The organism is Microbacterium sp. R1, from assembly GCF_015159725.1.
In the GTDB taxonomy this organism is placed as follows: domain Bacteria; phylum Actinomycetota; class Actinomycetes; order Actinomycetales; family Microbacteriaceae; genus Microbacterium; species Microbacterium oxydans.
On the sequence record NZ_JADDUD010000001.1, the window covers coordinates 2,133,983 to 2,156,974 of the forward strand.

A 22,992-nucleotide genomic window follows, 5' to 3' on the forward strand; every position below is an offset into this window, starting at 1 on the left:
CGGAGTCAGCGAAGCGGGCGCGTAGTCGCGCCCGCTTCGTCCTGCTTGACGTTCTGTGCGGTCAGATCGCGAACCCGAGAGCGCGCATCATGTCGCGCCCGTCGTCCGTGATCCGCTCCGGACCCCACGGGGGCATCCAGACCCAGTTGATCCGGAAGCGATCGACGACGCTGTCCAGAGCCTGAGCGGTCTGATCCTCGAGGACGTCGGTGAGCGGGCAGCCGGCGCTGGTCAGCGTCATGTGGATGACGAGAGCGTCGTTCTCGTCATCCCAGGCGAGGTCGTAGATGAGGCCGAGGTCGACGACGTTGATCCCGAGCTCGGGGTCCATGACGTCTTTGAGAGCCTCGGTGACCGCGTCGTACTTCTCGTCCGTGAGGGTCGCTGTCATGCGATCAGCCTACGCCTCGATGGGGGCTGCGGGGTCGAGGAAACGGTCGTATCCCTCGTTCTCCAGCCGGTCTGCGAGCTCGGGGCCGCCCTCTTCGACGATCTTTCCCGCGACCACCACGTGGACGAAGTCGGGGCGGATGTAGCGGAGGATGCGGGTGTAGTGCGTGATCAGCAGCACGCCGAGTCCGGTGGACTCCTTCGCGCGGTTGACGCCCTCGGAGACGATCTTGAGCGCGTCGACGTCGAGGCCGGAGTCGGTCTCGTCGAGCACGGCGAACTTCGGCTTCAGCACCTCGAGCTGGAGGATCTCGTGGCGCTTCTTCTCGCCACCGGAGAAACCCTCGTTGACGTTGCGCTGCGCGAACTTCGGGTCCATGCGCAGGTTCGACATGGCCTCCTTGACGTCCTTGGTCCAGCCGCGGATCGCCGGCGCTTCGCCGTCGAGGGCGGTCTTGGCCGTGCGGAGGAAGTTCGTCACCGTCACGCCGGGGATCTCCACCGGGTACTGCATCGCGAGGAACAGGCCGGCACGGGCCCGCTCGTCGACGCTCATCTCCAGCACGTCCTGACCGTCGAACGTGATCGAACCGGACGTCACCGTGTACTTCGGGTGACCGGCGATCGTGTACGCCAGCGTGGACTTGCCGGAGCCGTTGGGGCCCATGATCGCGTGGGTCTCCCCCGTGTTCATGGTGAGGTTGATTCCGTTGAGGATCGGGGTGGTCCCCGCCTCGGTCTCGACCGTCACATGCAGGTCGCGGATCTCGAGAACAGACATTCTTCAGACTTCCTTAATCACAGTCGGATCGATGAGCACGTCGTCGCCGTCGATCTGGACGACGTAGACCGGGACCGGCTCATACGCGGGGAGATTCTGGGGCTTGCCGGTGAGGAGGGAGAACGCGGAGCCGTGTGCCCAGCACTCCACCGTGTCACCCTCCACGAAGCCCTCGGACAGCGAGATGTCGCCGTGCGTGCAGGTGTCGCCGATGGCGTGGATCACTCCTTCGCCGTCCTTGATCACCGTGATGGGCACGCCGCTCGGGTCCACGCGCAGCGGTGTGTCCTGTTCGAGGTCGGAGACTCCGCAGACGCGTTCGGCGGTCATGCGCTCACCTCGGCGAGCTCCGCCTCAATGGCCGCCAGCAACTCGGTCTCGAGGGCGGGGATGCCGAGGCGCTGCACGATATCGGTGAGGAATCCGAGCACGACCAGACGACGGGCCTCCTCCTCGGTGATGCCGCGGGCCTGCAGGTAGAAGAGCTGCTCGTCGTCGAAACGACCGGTCGCACTCGCGTGCCCGGCTCCCAGGATGTCGCCGGTCTCGATCTCAAGGTTCGGGATCGAGTCGGCACGAGCACCCTCGGTCAGCACCAGGTTGCGGTTCGCCTCGTAGGAGTCGGTGCCCGTGGCGTCGGCACCGATCAGCACGTCGCCGATCCAGACGCTGTGTGCGCCCTCGCCCTGCAGCGCGCCCTTGTAGAGCACGTCGCCCTTGGTGTGCGCGCCCTTGTGGTGCAGGTAGACCTGGCTCTCGAGGTGCTGACCGCCGTCGGCATAGGACAGCCCGTAGAGGTATCCCTCGGATCCGGCGCCCGTGAGCTCGACGCTCGGGTTCACGCGCACGACACCGCCGCCGAAGCTGATGACGAAGTGCTTCAGCGTGGCATCGGCACCGACGGTGGCCTGGTGAGCCGCGGCGTGCACCGCGTCATCGTCCCAGCGCTGCAGGCTGATGACGGTAAGGCTCGCGCCGTCGCGCACGATGATCTCGACGTTCTGCGCGTACTGCGCGGAACCGGAGTGGTCGAGCACGACGGTGCCGCGCGAGTGCGGCTTCGCCTCGATGAGGATCTGACCGAACGCACGCTTATCGGCGCCCGTGCCCGTGATCGGGACCACGACCGGCTCGTCGAGCTCTGCCTCAGCCGGGAGCTGGATGTGCAGTCCACGCGGGCCATGCTTCCAGGCGAGGGCGCTGGAGAGATCTTCAGGACGGAAGAACTCCCCGTAGGGCCCTTCCTCATCCGAGGAGGGCTCCAGGAACGCCTCGACAGCGTCGAGACCGTAGGTCACGGCGTTCTCCTCGCCCGGCTCATCGGAGAAGAGTCCGGCGAGCTTCGCCACCGGCGTGTGCTTCCAGTTGACCTCGCGTCCGGTCGGTGCTCCGAAGTCGGACGGTTCGAACGAGTGCGGCCGCTCGGAGCGGGTCTGCACCGGGACGAAGCCCGCCGCCGCGACCTGAGCCGCAGGGTCGATGTGCGCGTTCGTGTGCTGCGCCTCACTGGGCGCTGTCGTCGAGGCCGCCATTTAGCCGACCGATCCTTCCATGCCCATCTCGATGAGCTTGTTCAGTTCCATGGCGTACTCCATCGGCAGTTCTCGGGCGATCGGCTCGATGAAACCACGCACGATCATCGCCATGGCCTCGTCCTCGGGCATACCGCGGGACTGCAGGTAGAAGAGCTGCTCCTCGCTGACCTTGGAGACCGTGGCCTCGTGGCCCAGCTGCACGTCATCGACGCGGATGTCGATGGCCGGGTAGGTGTCGGAGCGCGACTTCGTGTCCACGAGCAGGGCGTCGCAGCGCACGGTGTTCGCGGAGTGGTGCGCAGCGGCATCGACACGGACCTCGCCGCGGTAACCGGCACGGCCGCCTCCGCGTGCGATCGACTTCGAGACGATCGACGACTGCGTGTACGGCGCCATGTGGATCATCTTCGCGCCAGCGTCCTGGTGCTGACCGGGACCGGCGAAGGCGACGGACAGGGTCTCGCCCTTCGCGTGCTCGCCCATCAGGTAGATCGACGGGTACTTCATCGTCACCTTGGAGCCGATGTTGCCGTCGACCCACTCCATGGTCGCGCCTTCGTAGGCCACGGCACGCTTGGTGACGAGGTTGTACACGTTGTTCGACCAGTTCTGGATCGTCGTGTAGCGCACACGGGCGTTCTTCTTCACGATGATCTCGACGACGGCCGAGTGCAGGGAGTCCGACTTGTAGATCGGGGCCGTGCAGCCCTCGATGTAGTGGACGTAGCTGTCCTCGTCGGCGATGATCAGGGTCCGCTCGAACTGGCCCATGTTCTCGGTGTTGATGCGGAAGTAGGCCTGCAGCGGGATCTCGACGTGCACGCCCTTGGGGACGTAGACGAACGATCCGCCCGACCAGACAGCGGTGTTCAGCGCGGCGAACTTGTTGTCACCGGCGGGGATGACCGTGCCGAAGTACTCCTCGAAGAACTCGGGGTGCTCGCGCAGAGCCGTGTCTGTGTCCATGAAGATGACGCCCTGGGCCTCGAGGTCCTCGCGGATCTGGTGGTACACGACCTCGGACTCGTACTGCGCGGCGACTCCGGCGACCAGGCGCTGACGCTCGGCCTCGGGGATCCCGAGACGCTCGTAGGTCTCGCGGATCTCGGCGGGGAGGTCTTCCCACGTCTGCGCCTGCTTCTCGGTGGAGCGGACGAAGTACTTGATGTTGTCGAAGTCGATCTCGCTGAGGTCTGCACCCCACGTCGGCATCGGCTTGCGCCCGAAGAGCTGGTATCCCTTGAGTCGGGTCTTCAGCATCCATTCGGGTTCGTTCTTGAGGCTCGAGATCCCCCGGACGACATCTTCGGAGATGCCGCGTTTCGCGATGGCACCCGCAGCATCCTCATCGTGCCAGCCGAATTCGTACACCCCCAGACCGTCAAGCTCCGGGCGGTCGATCAGCACATCCGACATCCAACACTCTCCTCACAGGTCCCAAACGGTGTCATCCGCCCCGACACACCTGATCCCCGTCGAGTCTGCGGGAGCGGGTGCCGTTGGTGGGCCCTCATCACCGGCGCTTCCATCGCGCCTAAACTGTTGACGATGCTTCAGCGCTGTCAGCGCCCATCGCAACAATCCGATTCTACAGGTTCCGCCTGGCGGACGGGCCATGCCCGCCACGTCTCGCGCGGTCCGGAGGACTTATGCCCGAGACGTTGATCCCCACCACCTCGACGACGCGAGGGGTCGCTCCTCGTTCCGCGTCCTGGGGGCGTGCGTTGACGGTCTTCGCGTGGTTGTCGTTCCTCAGCGAGACCATCATCATCGGCACCGGCGGAGCCGTCCGCCTCACCGGTTCGGGCCTCGGATGCTCGGACTGGCCGCTGTGCACCCCGGACTCCCTCGTTCCCATCCTCGAGGTGCAGGGCATCCACGGGATCATCGAGTTCGGCAACCGCCTGATGACCGGTGTCGTCGGGATCATCGCCCTCGTCGTCGTGCTGCTGGTGCTGCACCTGTTCACCGGAAAGCGCGGCCTCGTCAACGCGCTCTGGTTCGCCTTGGGCGGGATCGCCGCGGCTGCCGCCGCGTTCGCCATCGCCGCTCCTCTGCACTTCCCCGCCTCGCCGATCGCCCTGGGGGTGCTGCTGGTCGCCGTGATCGCTGCGGCAGTCCGCTCCGTGCGCTCGACTCCCACCAGGCGCGACCTCGTCCTGCTCGCCTGGCTCGTGCTGATCGGCGTCGTCGCGCAGGCCCTCGTCGGCGGCATCACCGTCCTGACCGGGCTGAACCCGTTCATCGTCGGTTTCCACTACACGTCGTCGCTGCTGCTCGTCTGCATCACCGCGGCGTTCCTGGTGCGGCTCCAGACGCCCGCCGGCCCGCGAGAGCGCGCAGTGCCCGCCTGGTTCGCAGCCGTGACCCACGTGACGGGCCTCGCACTCGCCGTCACGATCGTGTTCGGCGTCCTCACGACGGGGTCGGGACCGCATTCCGGTGACGCCGACGTCCTGCGCCACGGCTTCGACGCGACGGTGCTTGCGCACGTGCACTCCTGGCCCGGCTACATCCTCGCCGCGCTGGTCGTCTTCCTGACGGTGACCGCCTGGGCACAGCGTCTGGAGCCCCGCCGCTGGCTCCTCGTCCTCGTGCTCGCGATCCTCGTCCAGGTCGGTGTGGGCGTGTGGCAGGCACGAGAGGGCCTCCCCCCGCTCCTCGTCGGGATCCACATGGTGCTGGCCTCGCTCTCGGCAGCCACCTACACGGTCGTCGTGCTGCATCTGAAGCGCACTGCCGCCGTCGAGGACTGATCTCCGCACAGTCGACTCATAGCTCCCGCATCGCGGGCTCATCAGCGCATCCGCAAGGGTGGGTGTCATGAACAAGTCACTCACTCGAAGCATCGGATTCTGGCTGCTCCTGGTCGTCTCCCTCGCCACGACGGCCGTCGGCGCCTGGCTGATCTCCGGTCAGATCGCCACGATGACGACCACGCTGCTGGATGGCACCGCCACCGGCGTCGAGGTCTACGTCGGACAGTCGCTCGTCGTCGTGGGTGCCGGAGTGCTCGCCGCAGGGATCGTCGGCATCCTGCTCACGCTCGGACTCGTCGCCGCCCGCGCGCTCGTCGCGTCCCCCGCTCCTGCAGTCGTCGAGGCGATCGACTGGACCGCCGCCCCCGACGAGACGCACGCTCCTGTCACGGACACCGCTTCGACAGTCACCGACACTGCGGCGGACGCCGACGCGGGGTCCGACGCCGCTGCGGCGCCGGCGGCCGCGCTCGATGACGCGCCGGCGAAGGACGCGAACTCAGACGACTCCCCGTCGATCACCCGCTGAGCGCCTGTGCGCAGGTGATCCCTGAGCACAGAACGACGGAGCGGCGCCGAGGACATCCTCGGCGCCGCTCCGTCGTTCTGGGAGACCAGCCTCCCTGCGTCAGGTCAGAAAGGAAGCAGCGGGTCGACCGCGACCGCGACGAAGATCAGCGTCAGGTATGTGATGGACGCGTGGAACACGCGCATCGGACGCGGCTCGGTCCCGTGGACGGCGCGGTTGTAGAGACGGTGCGATTCGTAGATGAACCATCCACCGAACACGGCGGCTGACACCGTGTACACGAGCCCCATGCCGGCGATCGGCACCAGGAGGAGCGAGCAGGCGACGGTGGCCCACGCGTAGAGGATCACCTGGAGACCGACCTGGGAGGCGTTGCGCGTGACACCCAGCATGGGGACGTCGACGTCTTCGTAGTCGTCCTTGTACTTCATCGACAGCGGCCAGTAGTGCGGCGGCGTCCACAGGAAGACCAGGAGGAACAGGATGAAGGCGGGCCAGTCGAGCGAGCCGGTGACCGCCGACCACCCGATCAGCACGGGGAAGCAGCCGGCGATACCGCCCCAGATGATGTTCTGCTCGGTACGGCGCTTGAGGATCATCGTGTAGATCACGACGTAGAAGAAGATGGCCGTCGCCGACAGCGCAGCGGTGAGCCAGTTGGTCGTCAGCAGGAGCCAGCCCGTGGAGGCGACCGCCAGCGTCCAGGAGAAGATCAGCGCGCCGCGCGGGCTGACCTCGCCCGTGACGAGCGGACGGTTCTCGGTGCGATGCATGTGCGCGTCGATGTCGCGATCGAGGTACATGTTGAAGGACGCCGCGGAACCGGCGCTCATCGAGCCGCCGATGACGGTGGCCAGCACGAGCCACAGGTTCGGCATTCCTCCCTGCGCAAGGAACATCACCGGCACGGTGGACACGAGCAGGAGCTCGAGGACACGCGGCTTGGTGAGGGTGATATAGGCCTTCACCGTGCGACCGACGGACGACTTCCTCACGGTCTGATCAGACATCGTCGAGATCTCGATCGCCTCCTCCGCACGTGTGACCGGACAACCTCTCCAGTGTATGACACGGGATGACGTGTTCCGGCTCCCGGTCCCGCGTAGTGCGACTCACGTCACCGCTATGCTGAAACCACTCGCGCGCCCGGCGATGTGCACCTCACCGTGAAGTCGCGGACCTGCCAGGGAATACGGGCGCCCTCGAAACTGTCGGAAAGGGCATGAACGTGTCGGAATTGCAGTGGGATGAGATCGATCGACGCGCGGTGGACACCGCACGGATCCTGGCGGCCGATGCCGTCGAGAAGGTCGGCAACGGTCACCCCGGCACCGCGATGAGCCTCGCTCCCGCCGCGTATCTCCTGTACCAGCGCGTTCTGCGCCACGACCCGACCGATGTCGACTGGCTGGGGCGCGACCGCTTCATCCTGTCGGCCGGCCACTCGTCGCTCACCCAGTACGTCGAGCTCTACCTCGGCGGCTTCGGGCTCGAGCTGGACGACCTCAAGGCCCTCCGTACGTGGGGTTCCCTCACGCCGGGCCACCCGGAGTACGGCCACACCAAGGGCGTCGAGATCACGACCGGTCCTCTCGGGCAGGGCCTGGCCTCCGCCGTGGGCTTCGCCTACGCCGCACGCTACGAGCGCGGCCTGTTCGATCCCGAGGCCGCGGCGGGCACGAGCCCGTTCGACCACTTCGTGTACGTGATCGCCGGCGACGGCGACCTGCAGGAGGGCGTGACCAGCGAGGCCTCGTCGCTCGCGGGCCACCAGCAGCTCGGCAACCTGATCGCGATCTACGACTCCAACCAGATCTCCATCGAGGACGACACGAACGTCGCCTTCACCGAGGACGTCGCCGCTCGCTACGAGGCCTACGGCTGGCAGGTGCAGGTCGTCGACTGGAAGAAGTCCGGCGAGTACGTCGAGGATGTCGCCGAGCTGTACGCGGCGATCGAGGCTGCGAAGGGTGAGACGTCGAAGCCGTCGCTGATCATCCTCAAGACCATCATCGGCTGGCCGTCGCCCGGCAAGCAGAACTCCGGGAAGATCCACGGTTCCGCGCTCGGTGCGGATGAGCTCGCCGCGACCAAGAAGGTCCTGGGCTTCGACCCCGAGGAGCACTTCGCGGTCGCCGACGACGTGATCGAGCGCACTCGCGGGCTCGCGGCCCGTGCCGCCGAGGTGCGTGCGTCCTGGCAGGAGTCGTTCGACGCGTGGGCCGCCGCCAACCCGGAGAAGAAGGCCCTTCTCGACCGCCTCGAAGCACGCGAACTGCCCACCGACATCGCTGCCGCGCTCCCCGTGTTCGAAGCCGGCAAGGAGGTCTCGACCCGCGCCGCGTCCGGTCAGGTCATCAACGCCCTCGCTGCGGAGCTTCCGGAGCTGTGGGGCGGTTCCGCCGACCTCGCCGAGTCGAACCTCACCACGATCAAGGGCGCCCCGTCGTTCATCCCCGCTGAGTGGTCGACGCATGAGTGGTCAGGAAACCCCTACGGTCGCGTGCTGCACTTCGGCATCCGTGAGCACGCTATGGGCGCGATCATCAACGGCATCGTCCTGCACGGCCCGACCCGGGCGTTCGGTGGTACGTTCCTGATCTTCAGCGACTACATGCGTCCGCCCGTCCGTCTGGCCGCCCTCATGAACGTGCCCAGCATCTTCGTCTGGACCCACGACTCCGTCGCCCTCGGCGAGGATGGCCCGACGCATCAGCCGATCGAGCAGCTCGCCACGCTTCGTGCGATCCCGAACTTCACGGTCGTGCGCCCGGCTGACGCGAACGAGACCGCTGCGACCTGGTTGGAGATCCTCCGTCGTCACGAAGGCCCCGCCGGCATCGCACTGACGCGTCAGAACATCCCGGTGTTCGAGCGCGGCGATGGTGCTGCCGAAGGCGACACCTTCGCCTCCGCCGACAACGCCGCAAAGGGCGCCTACGTTCTCGCCGAGGCGCCGAACGGCACGCCGGACGTCATCATCGTCGCCACCGGGTCCGAGGTGCAGCTGGCGGTCAACGCCCGTGAGGCTCTCGCCGCCGAGGGCGTGAACGTGCGCGTGGTCTCCGCTCCGTCGCTGGAGTGGTTCGACGAGCAGGACGCCGAGTACCGCGAGAGCGTGCTCCCGGCAGCAGTCACCGCCCGCGTGTCGGTCGAAGCGGGCTCCGTGCTCAGCTGGCGCGGCATCGTGGGCGACCGCGGCCGCTCGGTCGGCATCGACCACTTCGGCGCCTCCGCCGACTACAAGACCCTCTTCGAGAAGTTCGGCATCACCACCGAGGCCGTCATCGCGGCCGCCCGCGAGACCATCGCGGCCAACAGCACCAAGGAGAACGCATGAGCACCCCCACCGCGCAGCTCGCCGCCGCAGGCGTCAGCATCTGGCTCGACGACCTCTCCCGCACCCGCATCTCCTCCGGCAACCTGCAGAACCTCATCGACACGAAGAATGTCGTCGGCGTCACCACGAACCCGACGATCTTCGCCAACGCGATCACCGACAAGAACGACACGTCGTACGACGCGCAGGTCACTGAGCTCGCCGGCTCCGGTGCCACCGCGGAGGAAGCGGTCTTCGCTGCCACCACGCAGGACGTCGCCGCAGCCCTCGACGTGTTCCGCCCCGTGTGGGAGGCCTCCGACCACGTCGACGGCCGCGTCTCGATCGAGGTCTCCCCCGACCTCGCGCATGACACCGCGGGTACCGTCGCGCAGGCCAAGGAGCTGTGGGCCAAGATCGACCGCCCCAACCTGCTCGTCAAGATCCCCGCGACCAAGGCGGGGCTTCCGGCCATCGCCGAGGCCATCGGCGCCGGCATCAGCGTCAACGTGACGCTGATCTTCAGCCTGGAGCGCTACGCCGAGGTCATCGACGCATACCTGACAGGGCTCGAGACCGCGAAGGCGGCGGGCATCGACCTGTCGACCATCCACTCGGTCGCCTCGTTCTTCGTGTCGCGCGTCGACACCGAGACCGACAAGCGCCTCACCGCGATCGGCACTCCCGAGGCGGAAGCACTCAAGAGCAAGGCAGGCCTCGCCAACGCCCGCCTCGCGTACGAGCTGTTCGAGAAGACGTTCGCCGGAGATCGCGCCACGGCGCTGCTCGGCGCGGGGGCGAATCTGCAGCGCCCGCTGTGGGCGTCGACCGGCGTCAAGGACCCGGCTCTTCCCGACACCCTCTACGTCACCGAGCTCGTCGCCCAGGGCGTCGTCAACACCATGCCGGAGAAGACGCTCGACGCCACCTTCGACCACGGCGTCGTCACCGGTGACACCATCACCGGCGGCTACGACGACGCCCGCGCCGTGTTCGCGGGGATCGCCGAGCTCGGCATCGACTTCACCGACATCACACAGGTGCTCGAGGACGAGGGGGTCGCGAAGTTCATCGACTCCTGGCACGATCTGCTCGCGCAGGTCACCGAGGCTCTGGAGTCGCAGCGATGACCTTCTCGATCCACACGTCCGGCGCCGCGCGCGCCGCGATCGACGAGACGGTTCCCGCCCTCGTCCACGACCTCGTCGCCTCCCGCATCACCAGTGGCGACGCGACGCTCTGGGGTCCTGCGGCGGAGGCGGAAGCGTCTGTGCGACTCGGATGGGTGGAGGCCGTCTCCGTCTCGCGTCCCCTCGTCGCCGAGATCGTCGCGCTCCGCGCCGACCTCAACGCCAAGGGCGTCACCCGGGTCGTGCTGGCCGGCATGGGAGGCTCCTCGCTCGCGCCCGAGGTCATCGCGCAGACGGCCGGCGTGCCGCTGACGATCCTCGACTCGACCGCTCCCGGCCAGGTGCTCGCCGCCCTCGATGAAGGGCTCGCCGACACGGTGCTGGTCGTGTCGTCGAAGTCGGGCTCCACCGTCGAGACCGACTCCCAGCGCCGCACGTTCGAAGCCGCGTTCCGCGATCTCGGGATCGACCCCGTCGAGCGCATCGTGGTCGTCACCGATCCCGGCTCACCGCTCGACGCCTCCGCCCGCGAGGCCGGATACCGCGTCTTCAACGCGGACCCGAACGTCGGCGGCCGCTACTCGGCGCTCACCGCCTTCGGGCTGGTGCCGTCGGGACTCGCCGGCGTCGACATCGACGAGCTTCTGAACGAGGCCGAGGCTTCGCTGCTCGAGGTCGCCGTCGACTCGGCCGAGAACCCCGCTCTGCGACTGGGGGCGGCGATCGCGGCCACGAACCCGCGACGCGACAAGCTCGGTCTGATCACCGATGGCACGCACATCAAGGGCCTGCCGGACTGGATCGAGCAGCTCATCGCCGAGTCCACCGGCAAGGAGGGCACGGGGATCCTCCCGGTCGTGCTGCTCCCCGTCTCCCCCGAGCTCGATCCGGTCCCGGCCGACCTCCAGATCGTGCGACTGGTAGACGACGCCAACGAGTTCCACCTCCACGAGCGTCATGAGGGCGAGATCCTCGTCAGCGGGACGCTGGGCGCCCAGCTCATCGTGTGGGAGTACGCCACCGCGATCGCCGGACACCTGCTGCACATCAACCCGTTCGATCAGCCCGACGTCGAGTCGGCGAAGGTCGCCGCCCGCGGACTGCTCGACGCTCGCCCCGAGCCCACGGCGCCGGCGTTCGTCGAGAACGGTGTGGAGGTCCGGGTGTCCGACCCCGCCCTCGCCGCCTCTGGCACGGTCGAAGGCGTGCTGGACGCCCTCTGGGCCCAGCTCCCCGCCGACGGCTACGTGTCCATCCAGGCGTACGTCAACCGTCTCGAGGTTCCGCAGCTCCAGGGCCTGCGTGAGCTCGTCGCAGCAGACTCCGGGCGGCCGACCACGTTCGGGTGGGGACCCCGATTCCTGCACTCGACCGGCCAGTACCACAAGGGCGGCCCCGCGCAGGGAGTGTTCCTGCAGATCCTGGAGCGCACCGAGGTCGACCTCGAGATCCCCGACCGGCCCTTCACCTTCGGGCAGCTCATCCAGGCGCAGGCCGCCGGTGATGCCGCCGTGCTCGCCGAGCACGGGCGTCCCGTCGTCACCCTGACGATCACCGAGTCCTCGGACGACGTGCTCGCCCTCTTCGAAGCCGCACAGAAGTAACAGCAGGAGAATCCCCCACCGATGTCTGTTCCCATCTCGCGCGGGCACAACCCGCTGCGTGACCCCGATGACCGCCGTCTCAACAGGATCGCGGGCCCCAGCGCCCTCGTGATCTTCGGCGTCACCGGAGATCTCTCACGCAAGAAGCTGATGCCAGCGGTCTACGACCTCGCGAACCGCGGTCTGCTCCCTCCCGGGTTCGCCCTGGTGGGATTCGCCCGACGCGACTGGGAGGACCAGGACTTCGCCCAGGTCGTCTACGACGCCGTGAAGGAGCACGCCCGCACGCCGTTCCGCGAAGAGACGTGGACCCAGCTGCTGCAGGGCATCCGCTTCGTCTCGGGTGAGTTCGACAACCCGGACTCCTTCCGCAAGCTGCGCGACACCATCGAGAAGCTCGACGTCGAACGGGGGACGATGGGCAACCACGCGTTCTACCTGTCGATCCCGCCGAAGGACTTCCCGCTGGTCGCGAAGCAGCTCAAGGAATCCGGTCTCGTCGGCGAGAACAGCGACGATGACGAGCGCTGGCGTCGTGTCGTGATCGAGAAGCCCTTCGGACACGATCTCGAGTCCGCGCGGGCTCTGAACGCCGCTCTCGAGGTGGCCTTCCCCGCGGACTCGATCTTCCGCATCGACCACTACCTCGGCAAGGAGACGGTTCAGAACATCCTGGCCCTGCGCTTCGCCAACGAACTGTACGAGCCGATCTGGAACCGCAACTACGTCGACCACGTGCAGATCACGATGGCCGAGGACATCGGCGTCGGCGGGCGTGCCGGGTACTACGACGGTATAGGCGCCGCACGAGACGTGATCCAGAACCACCTGCTGCAGCTGCTGGCGCTGACAGCGATGGAGGAGCCGATCAGTCTCTCGGCCGAGCACCTGCGCGCCGAGAAGGAGAAGGTCCTCGCGGCCGTGCATGTGCCCGACGACCTGTCGCTCGCGACCGCCCGCGGGCAGTACGCGGGCGGATGGCAGGGTGGCGAGAAGGTCACCGGCTTCCTGGAAGAGGAGGGGATGAACCCCGAGTCGACCACGGAGACGTACGCCGCGATCAAGCTCGAGATCGACACCCGTCGCTGGGCGGATGTGCCCTTCTACCTGCGGACGGGGAAGCGTCTGGGCCGTCGTGTGACCGAGATCGCCGTGGTCTTCAAGCGCGCGCCTCAGCACCTGTTCGGCCGCGGCAACGCGTCCGAGCTCGGACAGAACGCGCTCGTCATCCGCGTGCAGCCGGACGAGGGCGTCACGATCCGCTTCGGCTCGAAGGTGCCCGGCAGTGGCTCCAACGTCCGCGACGTGACGATGGACTTCGGCTACGGCCACGCCTTCACGGAGGCGAGCCCTGAAGCGTACGAGCGTCTGATCCTCGACGTCCTGCTGGGCGATCCGCCGCTGTTCCCGCGGCACGAGGAGGTCGAGCTCTCCTGGAAGATCCTCGACCCGGTCGAGAAGTACTGGGCCGCCCAGGGCGGTCCGGTGGAGCAGTATGCGCCCGGCTCGTGGGGACCGGCATCCGCCGACGACCTGCTGGCCCGCGATGGACGAGTCTGGAGACGCCCGTGATCATCGACCTTCCCGACACGACCGTCAGCCAGGTCGCGAAGCAGCTGGTCAAGGTGCGCGAGGAGGGCGGAGCTGTCGCCCTCGGCCGCGTGCTGACCCTCGTCATCGCTGCCCGCAACGGAGTGGCGGAGGCGGCGATCGACGCCGCCAACGACGCTTCGCGGGAGCACCCGATGCGTGTGATCGTGATCACCACAGGTGAGGGCGAGTCCCGTCTCGACGCGCAGATCCGTGTCGGCGGAGACGCCGGCGCCAGCGAGGTCGTCGTCCTGCGCGCCTTCGGGGATGCCGCGAGCAACGAGGAGAGCCTCATCACGGGCCTCCTGCTGCCCGACGCCCCCGTGGTCGCCTGGTGGCCGGAGTCCGCGCCCGTCGCACCGGCGCAGTCCCCGCTCGGCAAGATCGCTCAGCGCCGCATCACCGACGCCGCGACGGCGCACGATGTCCGCGACCGGCTCGCGCTCCTCGGTGAGACTCATGCCCCCGGCGACACCGACCTGGCCTGGACGCGCCTGACCCACTGGCGCGAGCAGCTCGCGGCCGTGCTCGACCAGCCGCCGTACGAGCCGATCACCGGGGTCGAGGTGCGCGGAGCCTCGGCATCCCCGTCCACCGCGCTGCTGGCCGCGTGGCTGCAGATGGCTCTCGATGTGCCGGTGCAGTGGTCGTACGAAGACCCCGACCAGTGGGCTGAGGGCATCAAGTCGGTGCGCCTGACGCGTGATTCGGGAGACATCCTCCTCGAGCGCCCGACGCCGGGCGTCGCCGTGCTCACGCAGCCGGGCCAGCCGAACCACGACCTGCACCTTCCCCGACGCACACTTCGCGAATGCCTCGCAGAGGAGCTGCGTCGACTGGACCCCGACGTCCTGTACGGTCGGGTGATCACCGAGGGCTGGGAGAAGCTGGGTCCGCCCGAGACTGGAGAGTGACGTCGATGACGACATCGTCCGCAGAGAAGCGCGTGGTGGTGGAAGCCACCCCCGCTGCCCTCGCCACCCGTGTGGCCGACCGATTCCTGACGCGGGTGCGTGCGCGCACCCGCAACGGTCGGCTCGCACACATCGCCCTCACGGGAGGATCGATGGGTGGAGCGGTGCTGCGTGCCGCGTCCGAACACCCTCGTGCCGCCGAGATCGACTGGTCGCTGGTGCACTTCTGGTGGGGCGACGAACGCTTCGTCCCGCGCGACGATGTCGACCGCAACTCTCTGCAGTCGCGACAGGCGCTGCTCGACCACATCGCCGTGCCCGCGGAGAACGTGCATGAGGTCGCCGGCCCCGACAGCGGCCTGACCCTGGACGAATCCGCCGCGGCTTACGCCGAAGAGCTCGCACGGTTCGGCACCGACGAGCACCCGTGGCCCTCGTTCGCCGTGTGCTTCCTCGGTGTCGGCCCCGACGGCCACGTCGCCTCGCTCTTCCCTGATCGCGAGGAGGTCACGGTGACGGATGCCGCCGTTCTCGCCGTGCGGGACTCCCCCAAGCCTCCGCCGGAGCGCGTCACTCTGACCCGCCCCGTGCTCAACTCGTCCAAGCGCGTATGGCTCGTGCTGACGGGCGCGGACAAGGCCTCCGCGCTGGGCCTCGCTCTTGCGGGCGCCAGCTACACGAGTGTCCCTGCAGCCGGGGCGAAGGGCCGCAAGCGGACGGTCTTCTTCGTGGACGAAGCTGCCGCCTCCGAGGTCTCCGCCGACCTCATCGACCAGGCCTACTGAGTCCTGCGAGCACAGCCCCTCCCGGGGACTGCGTCACGGGTGTTCCGAGGATCCATCGCCCCGCTGCGGCGCATCCGGCCCGACGGTGCCGTCGGCGCGCTCGGGAGCGCCCATCGCCGAGGGCGATGCCGTGGAGTCCTCCTGCCCGCTCCGCCCGGGGGCGCCCGGCGCACTGCCGCGCGGTATCCCCAGTTCCTGGCTGTCGCTGAGCACCTGGGGATGGTACCGGGCGAGCCCGACGACACCCCATACGGCGATCCCGCCGGCCACGGCGAAGATCACGAGCACCCACCACGGCGCGGCGGCTGCTTCGCCCAGCACGACCATTCCGATGAGCACCGCCACGAGCGGGTCGACGACGGTGAGTCCGGCGATCACGAGGTCGGGCGGACCCGAGCTGTACGCCGTCTGCACGAAGTAGGCACCGACAGCCGCAGCCGAGATGAGGGCGAGCACGCAGATGGCGGTGATCCACTCGAACTGGCCCGCCTCGATGCGCTTGATGACGACCTTGGCGAGCGTGGCCACGAATCCGTAGAGGATGCCGGCGCCGATCACGTAGAACAGCGCACGCATGCGGCGACGCAGGATCAGCCAGCATGCGCCGAGGACGATGATGACGGCGAGCAGGAGCGCCAGGATGGTGAAGAGCTCGCGGTCGGTCACCTCTTGCTCTGTCGCGTAGATCGCGGCGAAGAACACGAAGAGGAAGATCCCGCCGACGCAGCAGATGATGGCGGTCAACGATTGCCGTGTCGGCGAGTGGCCGGAGATCCGCGCATTGAGCAACGTCGTGATCACGAGCGCGATCGCTCCGAGCGGCTGAACCACGATCAGCGGCGCCTGCACGAGCGCGGCGAGCTGACAGATGACGGCGAGCCCGAGCATGAGCGTGCCGATGAGCCACGACGGGCGGGTCAGGAGCCGCTTGAGCTGATCGAAGCTCAGTCCCGACGCACCGGTGGCACCGCTGAGACGCTCGACCTTCTCGACGCCGCGGTGCTGGTACTGCGCGCCGAGGGACATGAAGACGGCGCCGGCGAGGGCGAGCGGGATGCCGAGCAGCAGACCGGGGTTCTGGAACGCGCCGACGAGCTGATCGCCGACGTCCTCGACCGCATTCATCCACACCCCAGCACTCACAGTACGACCCTACCTGGCGCGCACCGCCGACTAGGGTTGTGACGTGGCTGTACTTCCGATTCGCATCATGGGCGATCCCGTCCTGCACTCCCCCGCCTCCCCCGTCGACGAGATCACCGACGACATCCGAAGCCTCGTCGCGGACATGTTCGAGACGATGGATGCCGCACCGGGAGTCGGCTTGGCCGCCCCGCAGGTCGGCGTGCCCCTGCGGATCTACACCTACGCATATGTCGATGACGACGACCAGCCGTGGCGTGGTGTCCTCATCAACCCCGAGCTCTGGATGGTTCCGCTCGAACCGGGCGAGCCCGATCCGGACCTCGAGTCAGAGGGCTGCCTCTCGTTCCCGGGCGAGCGATTCCCCCTGCGCCGGTCGGAGCGCGTGCACGTGACCGCGACGGACCTGGAGGGGCAGCCGGTCTCGATCGACGTGGACGGCTGGCGTGCCCGCATCATGCAGCACGAGTTCGATCACCTCGACGGCATCCTGTACGTCGACCGTCTCTCCGACGGGGGCTGGAAGACCGTGCAGAAGATCGCCCGCAAGCGCGGCTGGGGGCGGCCAGGCGCGAGCTGGATGCCCGGCGTCGACGACCTCGAGGGGTGAGCCGCTCCCAGCAGAACCACAGCCTCCTCCGAGTTGCATCACAGACTCGGTGACGGCTAACGTGTTCGCGGCGGGGGCTTTCATCGTGCCTCCACATCACGCTTCGGAGGGGAAACAATCATGATGAAGATGCGCGATCGACGGGCTCTGATGCTCGCAGGATCGGCAGTGGCGCTCTCGGTCGCCCTGACCGGTTGCAGCGCCCTCAACGGTATTCTCGGCAGCGGTTCCGGCGACGCCAACCGCGATGAGGAGACCGGCCAGGTCACCGAGAGCTCGAACGTCGGCGTCTTCTCGGTGAAGCTGGGCGACTGCATGCTCGACACCGGAACCGGCATGCTCACGGATGCCAACGTCCTCCCCTGCACCGACCCGCACGACCAGGAGGTGTACTACGAGATCACGATGCCGGACGGCGAGTTCTCCGACACCGACATCGACGCGGCGACGCAGGAGTGCGTCGGAGACGCGTACACCTCGTTCGTCGGCATCGCCTACGACGACTCCGCTCTCAACGTCACCACGCTCGTTCCCACCAAGGACTCCTGGGAGAAGAACAACGACCGCGTGATCCAGTGCATCATCTTCGACCCGGCCGGGCAGACCACCGGCTCGCTGGCCGGCGCCGCACGCTGACCCGCAGTCGCAGAGAAGGGCTCCGCCTCGTGGCGGGGCCCTTCTTCGTACCCGCGATGGTTCAGTCGTCCGAGGCGCGCAGAGCCAACCAGGCAGCCACGCGGTCGTCGGGGTCGGCCATGGACAGTCCCAGCAGATCCTCGATGCGTCGGATCCGCGCCGCCAGCGTCTGCCGATGGATTCGCAGTCGCGTCGCGCTCTCGCCCCAGGCGCTGTTCGTGGCGAGGAAGACACGCAGGGTCTCGATCAGCTCCGGGTGCTGTTCAGCACCCCTCAGCGGGTCGAGGAGCCTCCCGATGCGCTGCGTCTGATCCGGTCCCAGGTGCCCGAGCACCAGGGACACCGTGGGGATGGACTCGTACCTGACGACGCGCTCACCACCCGCCCGCGCGGTCTCGCTCGCCTGGCGGGCTTCGTCGACGCTGCGCGCGAGCGCGTCCGTCGCACTCGGACGACCGAGACCGAGGTAGAGCGTCGAGGCGAAGGTCCGCACACGATGCGCGATCTCCTCCGCGTGTTCCTCCCGGACGACACCGCGGATCAGTCCGCGCTGAGCGGCGAACACATGCTCGGCCCCGAGCTCGTCGAGCCACAGCGCGAGCAGATGCTCGGTATCGACGCCGCTCGTGCGCGAGACGAGGGCGAATCCCATGAGACTTCTCTCGTGCACACCCCAGCGGCGGAGGAGCCGGGCGGCCTCCTCCCCACCCTCGAGCACGGTCTCCAGCATCATCGAACGTCCGAGACGCTCGAGGTGGCTGCTGTCGCGCGTGCGCATCAGCAGGTCCAGCAGGGCCGCCGCTTGAGAGCTGAGCTCCCTTCCGCGCCCTGAGCTGTCGTTGCGCGGGGCGGTGACGAGCTGCGCGGTGATGTCTTGACCGGGGCCGACCGGATGCACCTGCAGGGCGCGATGGCGCACCCGGACGGGGCGACCGACGGCGACCGCGATCGCGTCGTCGATATGCAGGCTTCCCGCCCCGGCCGTCGTGATGACCTCGCCATGTCGGTCGAGAAGCACCGCCCAGCCGTCGATCCGGTGCGCGAGTTCGGCGATGACACCGGTGATCCCGCTTCGTCGAGCGGCGAGGGTCAGCACGCGCATCGCAGAGGTGATCGCCCTGGCTTCGGCTGCCTGGTCGACGGCGAGCAGCGCGGTCAGCGTCGGCGTCAACAGCTCGTCGGCGATACCCGCTCCGACGATCGACGTGATGCGTCGTTCCTCGAGCACCTGGTGCACCGCCGGCGTGTCCGCGGCGGTGACCACGACCGCGTCCTGGAGCAGTGCGAGCTTCTCCGGGTCGTCGACCAGTTCGCCGAGCTGAGCGACCTCGACGACGACCAGGGTGGTGAAGAGGTGCTCGGAAGGAGCACTGAAGGAGTCCAGACCGACGACGGAGTTCACGTGACGCGAGCTCGGCACCGCTCCGTCCAGAAGCCGTCCTTGGAGGTATCGCGCCACGGAGGCGACATCACGAGCCACCTGCCGATCATACAAAGTGTGACTCCCACGCAGTGAATCCACACATTCGTCGAATGCCTCCAGGTCGGCAGTCTCCTAGCATCGTCGGCATCCCCACTTACCCGAAGGATGTCATGAAAGCTGTTGTCTTCCGCGATCCGCAGTCTCCGATCGAGTTCGTCGACGTCGACCTCGCTCCGCCCCGCGCCGGCGAAGTGCGCGTCCGCATCGCCGCTGCGGGCGTCTGCCACTCCGACCTCCATGTGAAGCGCGGCGAGTGGGATGCTGCCGCGCCGCTGGTGATGGGGCACGAGGGCTCCGGTGTCGTGACCGAACTCGGCGAGGGCGTCACGACCCTGGCGGTCGGCGACCACGTGGTCCTGAGCTGGGTTCCGCCGTGCGGGGAATGTCGATACTGCCGCGCCGGCCATGAGGCGCGCTGCCAGAAGGTGGCGACGGTCGTCGCTCCCTTGGGCGTGCTCTTCGATGGCACATCGCGCCTGAGCCGCGATGGCGAGCAGCTCCACCACTACCTCGGCGTCTCCTCCTTCGCCGAAGAGGTCGTCGTGCCCGCGTCGGGTGCCGTCAAGGTCCGTGACGACGCCCCGCTCGATGTCGTCGCGGTCGTCGGTTGCGCCGTGGCCACCGGGGTGGGTGCGGTCCTCAACACGGCGGCGGTTGAACCGGGATCGACCGTGGTCGTGATCGGCTGTGGTGGCGTCGGCCTCAATGTGGTCCAGGGCGCGCGACTCGCCGGTGCGGAGCGCATCGTCGCGATCGACGTGCGTCCGGAGAAGACGCAGATGGCGTTGCAGTTCGGCGCCACGGACCGCATCGACGCCTCCCAGGGCGATGCCGTGGCGCAGCTGCGCGAACTCATCCCGGACGGTGTCGATTACGCGTTCGACGCGATCGGACGCACCTCCACCACCGAGCAGTCGATCCAGATGCTCGGCCTCGGTGGTGCGGCCGTGATCGTCGGGCTTCCCCCGACGGGCGCCCGCGCATCATTCGAGCCCCTCGTCCTCGCCGAGGCGGATCAGCGCATCCTCGGCTCGAACTACGGCTCGGTGCGCCCCTCCATCGATGTCCCGGCCCTCGTCGACCGCTACATGGACGGACAGCTCAAGATCGATCCGCTGATCTCGGGCCGCCGTCCTCTTGCCGAGGCCGCAGCAGCGCTCGACGACCTCGAGACCGGCTCGGCGCTGCGTACCCTGCTCATCCCCTGAGCACCCCATCCCCTGACCGCCCTTCACCCCCTCCACCCTGAAACCCGAATCCAGGAGAACCATGTCAGACACCGTCGTCGCCCCGCCTGGCGCACCCCGGGATGCCGGTCTTCGCACCGGCGTCATGAGCGGACCAGAGCTCGCCGCCCAGGCCATCGCCAACATCGCTCCCAGCGCCGTCATCGCCTTCACGGCGGCGGCCATCTTCCTCGGTGCGGGTAACGGCACCATCTACGCCTTCGCCCTCGCCACGATCGTGATCCTGTGCGTCGGGTACTGCGTGGTGGTGTTCGCCCGCAAGCACGCCTCCGCCGGGTCGCTGTACACCTACGTGTCCAAGGGCCTCGGCCCGTTCGGCGCGTTCCTCGCTGGTGTGACACTGCTGATCGGCTGCTTCGGCATCGCGGCGGCCTCCCTCAGCGGGTCCGTGAGCTACATGGCGCAGTTCCTCAGCATGCTGGGACTCCCCGCCCAGGGACTCGGCTGGGACATCGGCCTCGCGATCGTGCTCGGCGGCCTGGCGACGCTGTTCACCATCCGCGGCATCCGCCTGTCCGCGCGGGTGTCGCTCGTCCTCGAGCTCGTGTCCGTCGGCATCATCCTCGTGCTCCTGATCGCCGCGCTGGTCTGGGCCGGTCCCGCCGCCTGGGACCCCGCGCAGGTGCTCGCGACAGGATCGTCGTTCCAGGGAATCGCGTCCGGCATGGTGCTCGGCATCCTCGGCTTCGTGGGTTTCTCCTCCGCCGATGCCCTCGGGCGCGAGGCCAAGGAGCCGTACAAGGCGATCCCCCGCGCGATCATGTGGAGCGCTCTCGGCGTCGGCGTGCTCTACGTCTTCGCCGCCTACACGCAGATCACCGTGCTCGGTGACGATCTCGCCACCGCCTCCAGCCCGCTGGAGAGCATGTCGGCCCTGATCGGGATGCCCGGCTGGTTCGCCGCCGTGCTCACCTTCGGCGTCTCCGCGTCGTTCTTCGCCGTCGTGGTCGCACCCCTCAACGTGATCGGCCGCATCGTCTACGTGATGGGCAAGGAGGGCGTCGTCGCCGAGCGCTTCGGACGCACGCACGAGCAGCACCTCACACCCCACCGCGTCCTGATCATCGCCGGAGCGGCGGCCGTCGCAGTCGACATCGTGCTGCTGCTCTCGGGAGCGGCGACCGGCGAGATCCTCGTGTGGGTGAACACCTGGGGCACCTACGGCTACATGGTCGCCTACGCCCTCGTGGCGATCGCCTGCGTGGTCTACACGCAGCGGGCGAAGGTGCGCAACGGTCTCGTGAAGGTATGCGCGACCGTCGCGGTCGGCACCATGGGCTACGTCTTCTTCGCGAACGTGTGGCCGGTGCCGGCGTTCCCGTACAACGTGATCCCCTACGTGTTCCTGGTGACGGTCGCCCTGGCGCTCACCCGGTACGCCTATCTCGCCCGACGTCGTCCCGACGTCATCGCCCGCATCGGCAACACCGAGACGAGCGCGATGGAGGGCGTCGGCTGACCCGACACCGCCGATCGAAGGAGCCTCTCCCCACGGAGGGGCTCCTTCTGTCGAGTCTGGACTCGACAGGATCTCTCGGCCCGCCGGAGAACGAGAAAAGCCCCCTCCGTGGAGGGGGCTTTTCCGATTGGCTCCCCGGCTTGGACTCGAACCAAGAACCTGCCGGTTAACAGCCGGCTGCTCTGCCAATTGAGCTACCGAGGAATGTGCGCCGCTGAGCGGGCAACTCGTCAAGCTTAGCAAACTCCCGGAGGTGTTCACGACACGGCGGCACGGTTCCGGGATGCCGGGCGTGTCGGGGTCAGTGCCGTGAGTCCGACTCCGCGTTCGGCACCCAGAGCAGGTCCTTGCCGACTCCGCGGGCCACGACATGCCCGCTGCGGAGCATGAGGGTCTCGGCGTTCAGTTCGCGGATGAAGTCGGCGTCGTTGGTCACGAGGAGGGCCGCCATCGACTGCTCCCTGCGACGGCGGGTGATCGCGTCGAAGACCACCGGACGCACCTCGAGGTCGAGGTTCGCGAGCACCTCGTCGGCGATGAGCACCTTCGGCTCGAGCACGAACGACCGCGCGATGGCCACACGCTGGCGCATGCCGGCGCTGAGTTCGTAGGGGAACTTCGACGCGGTCCCGAGCGGCAGGTGCAGCTCGTCGAGCAGCATGGCCACGCGGATCGAGAGGGCCTTGGTGTTCACCCGGCGCTCCCGGATGAGGATCGGCTCCGCGATCACCTCGTTCACGGTGAGCCGAGGCGGCAGGTCTGCCCCGGCGCCCTGCGGAACGAAGCCGGTGCGATAGGTGAGGATGCGGTGTTTGCGACCGGGACGGCGCACATCGACGCCGCAGACCTGGGCGCTGCCTCCGACGACCTTGACCGAGGGGTCGGTGGAGCCGGCAAGGGCGGCGACCAACGTCGACTTTCCTGAGCCCGTGGGTCCGGCGACGCAGATGAGCCCACCGGGCGCCAGCGAGAACGTGACACCGTCGACCGCGCGCGTCGGCATCCCGTGGCCGATGCGGTCGATCACCAGATCGGAGCAGTCGATCGCGTTCGTTGATTCGGGCCTGCGGGACATGAC

The 22,992-nt window shown here is 68.0% G+C and carries 21 protein-coding genes and 1 tRNA gene; 12 read left to right on the forward strand and 10 right to left on the reverse strand.

Annotation, left to right across the window (positions count from 1 at the left end; translation table 11 throughout):
• Positions 1–61 precede the first annotated feature (61 nt).
• Genes ILP86_RS10480 through sufB form a run of 5 tightly spaced genes read right to left on the reverse strand, consistent with a single transcriptional unit; the run spans position 62 to position 4,122 of the window.
• Entirely contained in the window at positions 62–391 is a 330-nt protein-coding gene (locus ILP86_RS10480; RefSeq protein WP_021200756.1) for a metal-sulfur cluster assembly factor, read from the reverse strand.
• Between the two features lie 9 nt (positions 392–400).
• Positions 401–1,171: a Fe-S cluster assembly ATPase SufC gene (sufC, locus tag ILP86_RS10485; protein ID WP_046749145.1), complete on the reverse strand. Its 771-nt coding sequence runs from the start codon at positions 1,169–1,171 to the stop codon at positions 401–403.
• Positions 1,172–1,174: 3 nt separating this feature from the next.
• Positions 1,175–1,501, reverse strand: a complete 327-nt coding sequence (locus ILP86_RS10490) for a non-heme iron oxygenase ferredoxin subunit (protein WP_046749146.1) — start codon at positions 1,499–1,501, stop codon at positions 1,175–1,177.
• Positions 1,498–2,703 carry a Fe-S cluster assembly protein SufD gene (gene sufD / locus ILP86_RS10495; protein WP_058631012.1) on the reverse strand — a complete coding sequence of 402 codons (1,206 nt, stop codon included), beginning with the start codon at positions 2,701–2,703 and terminating at the stop codon, positions 1,498–1,500. Before sufD ends, ILP86_RS10490 begins: the two co-directional genes overlap by 4 nt.
• Complete coding sequence (gene sufB / locus ILP86_RS10500; protein ID WP_021200759.1) at positions 2,704–4,122, reverse strand: Fe-S cluster assembly protein SufB; 1,419 nt, start codon at positions 4,120–4,122, stop codon at positions 2,704–2,706.
• Between the two features lie 233 nt (positions 4,123–4,355).
• Here sufB and ILP86_RS10505 point away from each other — a divergent pair, with 233 nt between their 5' ends.
• Together ILP86_RS10505 and ILP86_RS10510 are read left to right on the forward strand one after the other, a co-directional pair.
• Positions 4,356–5,462, forward strand: a complete 1,107-nt coding sequence (locus tag ILP86_RS10505) for a heme A synthase (RefSeq protein ID WP_193761888.1) — start codon at positions 4,356–4,358, stop codon at positions 5,460–5,462.
• 67 nt (positions 5,463–5,529) lie between these two features.
• A complete protein-coding gene (locus ILP86_RS10510; RefSeq protein WP_193761889.1) occupies positions 5,530–5,994 on the forward strand; it encodes a hypothetical protein in 465 nt (154 codons plus the stop codon).
• A 104-nt stretch (positions 5,995–6,098) separates the two neighbouring features.
• Here ILP86_RS10510 and ILP86_RS10515 read toward each other — a convergent pair whose 3' ends face one another.
• Positions 6,099–7,004 (reverse strand): heme o synthase, encoded by a 906-nt coding sequence (locus ILP86_RS10515; RefSeq protein ID WP_046749149.1) that lies wholly within the window; start codon positions 7,002–7,004, stop codon positions 6,099–6,101.
• Positions 7,005–7,222: 218 nt separating this feature from the next.
• Here ILP86_RS10515 and tkt point away from each other — a divergent pair, with 218 nt between their 5' ends.
• The 6 genes from tkt to pgl are packed head-to-tail and all read left to right on the forward strand — an operon-like array spanning position 7,223 to position 15,336.
• The gene (gene tkt, locus ILP86_RS10520) at positions 7,223–9,334 is read left to right on the forward strand and encodes a transketolase (RefSeq protein WP_193762020.1); all 2,112 of its coding nucleotides are present in this window, start codon (positions 7,223–7,225) and stop codon (positions 9,332–9,334) included.
• Positions 9,331–10,443 (forward strand): transaldolase, encoded by a 1,113-nt coding sequence (gene tal / locus ILP86_RS10525; protein WP_113681601.1) that lies wholly within the window; start codon positions 9,331–9,333, stop codon positions 10,441–10,443. Before tkt ends, tal begins: the two co-directional genes overlap by 4 nt.
• Complete coding sequence (locus ILP86_RS10530) at positions 10,440–12,047, forward strand: glucose-6-phosphate isomerase (RefSeq protein WP_046749151.1); 1,608 nt, start codon at positions 10,440–10,442, stop codon at positions 12,045–12,047. Before tal ends, ILP86_RS10530 begins: the two co-directional genes overlap by 4 nt.
• A gap of 21 nt (positions 12,048–12,068) precedes the next feature.
• Positions 12,069–13,619, forward strand: coding sequence for a glucose-6-phosphate dehydrogenase (zwf, locus tag ILP86_RS10535; protein ID WP_046749152.1), 1,551 nt, complete (start codon positions 12,069–12,071; stop codon positions 13,617–13,619).
• Complete coding sequence (locus ILP86_RS10540; protein ID WP_046749153.1) at positions 13,616–14,551, forward strand: glucose-6-phosphate dehydrogenase assembly protein OpcA; 936 nt, start codon at positions 13,616–13,618, stop codon at positions 14,549–14,551. The genes zwf and ILP86_RS10540 overlap by 4 nt, the downstream gene beginning before the upstream one ends.
• Before the next feature lie 5 nt (positions 14,552–14,556).
• Entirely contained in the window at positions 14,557–15,336 is a 780-nt protein-coding gene (gene pgl, locus ILP86_RS10545) for a 6-phosphogluconolactonase (RefSeq protein ID WP_058633218.1), read from the forward strand.
• Between the two features lie 33 nt (positions 15,337–15,369).
• Here pgl and ILP86_RS10550 read toward each other — a convergent pair whose 3' ends face one another.
• Positions 15,370–16,461 (reverse strand): DMT family transporter, encoded by a 1,092-nt coding sequence (locus ILP86_RS10550; RefSeq protein WP_058633217.1) that lies wholly within the window; start codon positions 16,459–16,461, stop codon positions 15,370–15,372.
• A 61-nt stretch (positions 16,462–16,522) separates the two neighbouring features.
• On the opposite strand from ILP86_RS10550, the gene def reads away from it, so the two are divergent.
• Positions 16,523–17,089 (forward strand): peptide deformylase, encoded by a 567-nt coding sequence (gene def, locus ILP86_RS10555; protein ID WP_193761890.1) that lies wholly within the window; start codon positions 16,523–16,525, stop codon positions 17,087–17,089.
• 120 nt (positions 17,090–17,209) lie between these two features.
• Positions 17,210–17,725: a hypothetical protein gene (locus ILP86_RS10560; protein ID WP_193761891.1), complete on the forward strand. Its 516-nt coding sequence runs from the start codon at positions 17,210–17,212 to the stop codon at positions 17,723–17,725.
• Positions 17,726–17,786: 61 nt separating this feature from the next.
• On the opposite strand, the gene ILP86_RS10565 is transcribed toward ILP86_RS10560, so the two are convergent.
• Positions 17,787–19,205 carry a CdaR family transcriptional regulator gene (locus tag ILP86_RS10565; RefSeq protein ID WP_058633212.1) on the reverse strand — a complete coding sequence of 473 codons (1,419 nt, stop codon included), beginning with the start codon at positions 19,203–19,205 and terminating at the stop codon, positions 17,787–17,789.
• 113 nt (positions 19,206–19,318) lie between these two features.
• Here ILP86_RS10565 and ILP86_RS10570 point away from each other — a divergent pair, with 113 nt between their 5' ends.
• Both ILP86_RS10570 and ILP86_RS10575 read left to right on the forward strand, forming a co-directional pair.
• Complete coding sequence (locus tag ILP86_RS10570) at positions 19,319–20,416, forward strand: alcohol dehydrogenase catalytic domain-containing protein (RefSeq protein ID WP_058633211.1); 1,098 nt, start codon at positions 19,319–19,321, stop codon at positions 20,414–20,416.
• Between the two features lie 61 nt (positions 20,417–20,477).
• A complete protein-coding gene (locus tag ILP86_RS10575; protein WP_061015336.1) occupies positions 20,478–21,914 on the forward strand; it encodes an APC family permease in 1,437 nt (478 codons plus the stop codon).
• Between the two features lie 128 nt (positions 21,915–22,042).
• Here ILP86_RS10575 and ILP86_RS10580 read toward each other — a convergent pair.
• Positions 22,043–22,118 (reverse strand) — tRNA-Asn (locus ILP86_RS10580).
• A 97-nt stretch (positions 22,119–22,215) separates the two neighbouring features.
• Entirely contained in the window at positions 22,216–22,989 is a 774-nt protein-coding gene (locus tag ILP86_RS10585; RefSeq protein ID WP_141369407.1) for an ATP-binding cassette domain-containing protein, read from the reverse strand.
• Positions 22,990–22,992 lie beyond the last annotated feature (3 nt).

Excerpts from the sequence above, each read along its gene's own strand:
- ILP86_RS10480 (WP_021200756.1), bottom strand. The coding sequence starts at position 391 with ATGACAGCGACCCTCACGGACGAGAAGTACGACGCGGTCACCGAGGCT.
- sufC (WP_046749145.1), bottom strand. The coding sequence starts at position 1,171 with ATGTCTGTTCTCGAGATCCGCGACCTGCATGTGACGGTCGAGACCGAG.
- ILP86_RS10490 (WP_046749146.1), bottom strand. The coding sequence starts at position 1,501 with ATGACCGCCGAACGCGTCTGCGGAGTCTCCGACCTCGAACAGGACACA.
- sufD (WP_058631012.1), bottom strand. The coding sequence starts at position 2,703 with ATGGCGGCCTCGACGACAGCGCCCAGTGAGGCGCAGCACACGAACGCG.
- sufB (WP_021200759.1), bottom strand. The coding sequence starts at position 4,122 with ATGTCGGATGTGCTGATCGACCGCCCGGAGCTTGACGGTCTGGGGGTG.
- ILP86_RS10505 (WP_193761888.1), top strand. The coding sequence starts at position 4,356 with ATGCCCGAGACGTTGATCCCCACCACCTCGACGACGCGAGGGGTCGCT.
- ILP86_RS10510 (WP_193761889.1), top strand. The coding sequence starts at position 5,530 with ATGAACAAGTCACTCACTCGAAGCATCGGATTCTGGCTGCTCCTGGTC.
- ILP86_RS10515 (WP_046749149.1), bottom strand. The coding sequence starts at position 7,004 with ATGTCTGATCAGACCGTGAGGAAGTCGTCCGTCGGTCGCACGGTGAAG.
- tal (WP_113681601.1), top strand. The coding sequence starts at position 9,331 with ATGAGCACCCCCACCGCGCAGCTCGCCGCCGCAGGCGTCAGCATCTGG.
- ILP86_RS10530 (WP_046749151.1), top strand. The coding sequence starts at position 10,440 with ATGACCTTCTCGATCCACACGTCCGGCGCCGCGCGCGCCGCGATCGAC.
- zwf (WP_046749152.1), top strand. The coding sequence starts at position 12,069 with ATGTCTGTTCCCATCTCGCGCGGGCACAACCCGCTGCGTGACCCCGAT.
- pgl (WP_058633218.1), top strand. The coding sequence starts at position 14,557 with ATGACGACATCGTCCGCAGAGAAGCGCGTGGTGGTGGAAGCCACCCCC.
- ILP86_RS10550 (WP_058633217.1), bottom strand. The coding sequence starts at position 16,461 with ATGAATGCGGTCGAGGACGTCGGCGATCAGCTCGTCGGCGCGTTCCAG.
- ILP86_RS10560 (WP_193761891.1), top strand. The coding sequence starts at position 17,210 with ATGATGAAGATGCGCGATCGACGGGCTCTGATGCTCGCAGGATCGGCA.
- ILP86_RS10570 (WP_058633211.1), top strand. The coding sequence starts at position 19,319 with ATGAAAGCTGTTGTCTTCCGCGATCCGCAGTCTCCGATCGAGTTCGTC.
- ILP86_RS10575 (WP_061015336.1), top strand. The coding sequence starts at position 20,478 with ATGTCAGACACCGTCGTCGCCCCGCCTGGCGCACCCCGGGATGCCGGT.
- ILP86_RS10585 (WP_141369407.1), bottom strand. The coding sequence starts at position 22,989 with ATGTCCCGCAGGCCCGAATCAACGAACGCGATCGACTGCTCCGATCTG.